The organism is Kitasatospora sp. NPDC059803 (genome assembly GCF_042732255.1).
Lineage (GTDB): Bacteria > Actinomycetota > Actinomycetes > Streptomycetales > Streptomycetaceae > Kitasatospora.
Window position 1 is genome coordinate 1 of record NZ_JBHWIJ010000573.1, and the last position, 1,610, is coordinate 1,610.

Annotated in this window: 1 protein-coding gene and 1 pseudogene; both read left to right on the forward strand. The window is 68.8% G+C overall.

What is annotated here, in order from left to right; translation table 11 throughout:
• Positions 1-209 precede the first annotated feature (209 nt).
• Entirely contained in the window at positions 210-788 is a 579-nt protein-coding gene (locus ACFV6I_RS39580) for a TerD family protein (RefSeq protein ID WP_063349497.1), read from the forward strand.
• Positions 789-1,054: 266 nt separating this feature from the next.
• A pseudogene (locus tag ACFV6I_RS39585) lies at positions 1,055-1,610 on the forward strand (TerC family protein); the annotation flags it as partial.

A 1,610-nucleotide genomic window follows, 5' to 3' on the forward strand; every position in this document is an offset into this window, starting at 1 on the left:
GACACGCGCGGCGGGGACTCACCCTTCACACACCGCGGCCCCCGCCGCCTGGGGCGGGGCCCCGCTGGCCCTAGGCTGGCCTGCGGCATCGACCTCGGGACGGGGTGGTGCGACAGCAACAGGGGGCCTCAGCCGGGGGACGGCACGGGGTGTTCCACCGTGGCGCCGCGCGGGGAGCGACCGCGTGGCCGGGTAGAGAGGACAACGCCGTGTCGGTGAACCTTGCCAAGGGCCAGCGGGTCAGTCTCCAGAAGGGGCCGGGCGGCGCGTTGACCGTGGTCCGGATGGGCCTCGGCTGGCAGGCCGCGCCGAAGCGGGGCCTGTTCGGCAGCCGCACCAGGACGATCGACCTGGACGCGTCGGCGCTCCTGTACGCCGAGAAGACCCCGTCCGACGTGGTGTTCTTCCAGCACCTGGAGAGCACGGACGGTTCCGTCCGGCACACCGGGGACAACCTGGAGGGCGGCTCCGGCACGGAGGACGACGAGGCGATCCTGGTGGACCTGCTGCACGTGCCGGCGCACATCACCCAGGTGGTGTTCACGGTGAGCTCGTACACCGGGCAGACCTTCGCGGAGGTGCAGGGCGCCCACTGCCGGCTGGTGGACGAGACCACGGGCGAGGAGCTGGCCCGGTACGAGCTGGCCGGGGGAGGGCCGCACACCGGGCAGATCATGGCGAAGGTGTTCCGTGACGGGGCCGGCGGCTGGGAGATGCAGGCGATCGGCGCGCCGGCCAAGGGGCGGACCTTCCAGGACCTGCTGCCGGCGATCGAGCCGTACCTCTGACGGCATCCCTGGCGGCATCCCTGACGGGCGCCCCGGACGTCATCTCTGACGGTTCTTTACCTTCTTTACCTTTCTTTGGGCTTCCTGTTACTCTCGATGGCAGCGGAGGGGAGTATTCCCCCGCAGTTGTCCCCGTCATCACGGGCGCCCACGAGTGGCGCCCCGGGGCGCTGGTCCGTGCGGACGCCCCGAGAGCGGGCCCGACGGGCGGAAGAGACCTCCGGCAGTGACGATGACTGTCTCGCCTACCTGCCGGAGGAGCAGTAGTGGACGTTTCCGTAACCATGTGGGTCACCACGATCGGTGTGCTGATCGCACTGATCGTGGCGGACTTCTTCATCGGAGGGCGCAAGCCGCACGAGGTCTCGATCAAGGAGGCCGGGATCTGGACCGCGGTCTGGATCGTGCTGGCGCTGATCTTCGGCGGGTTCCTCTGGTGGCACTCCGGCGCGCAGCCGGCCGGTGAGTTCTTCGCCGGTTACATCACCGAGAAGTCGCTCAGTGTCGACAACCTGTTCGTCTTCATCCTGATCATGGGCAAGTTCGCGGTGCCGAGGATCTACCAGCAGCGCGTGCTGATGTTCGGTGTGATCATCGCGCTGGTGCTGCGGGCGGTCTTCATCGCCGGCGGCGCGGCGCTGGTCACCCAGTTCTCCTGGGTGTTCTTCATCTTCGGCGCCTTCCTGATCTGGACCGCCTGGAAGCTGATCAAGGAGGCCCGGGCCGGCGAGCTCGTCGACGCGGAGGTCCGCAACACGGGCAAGCCGCGCGGGCTGACCCTCTCGGAGGAGATCGGTCCGATGGTGGACCAGATCCGCTTCT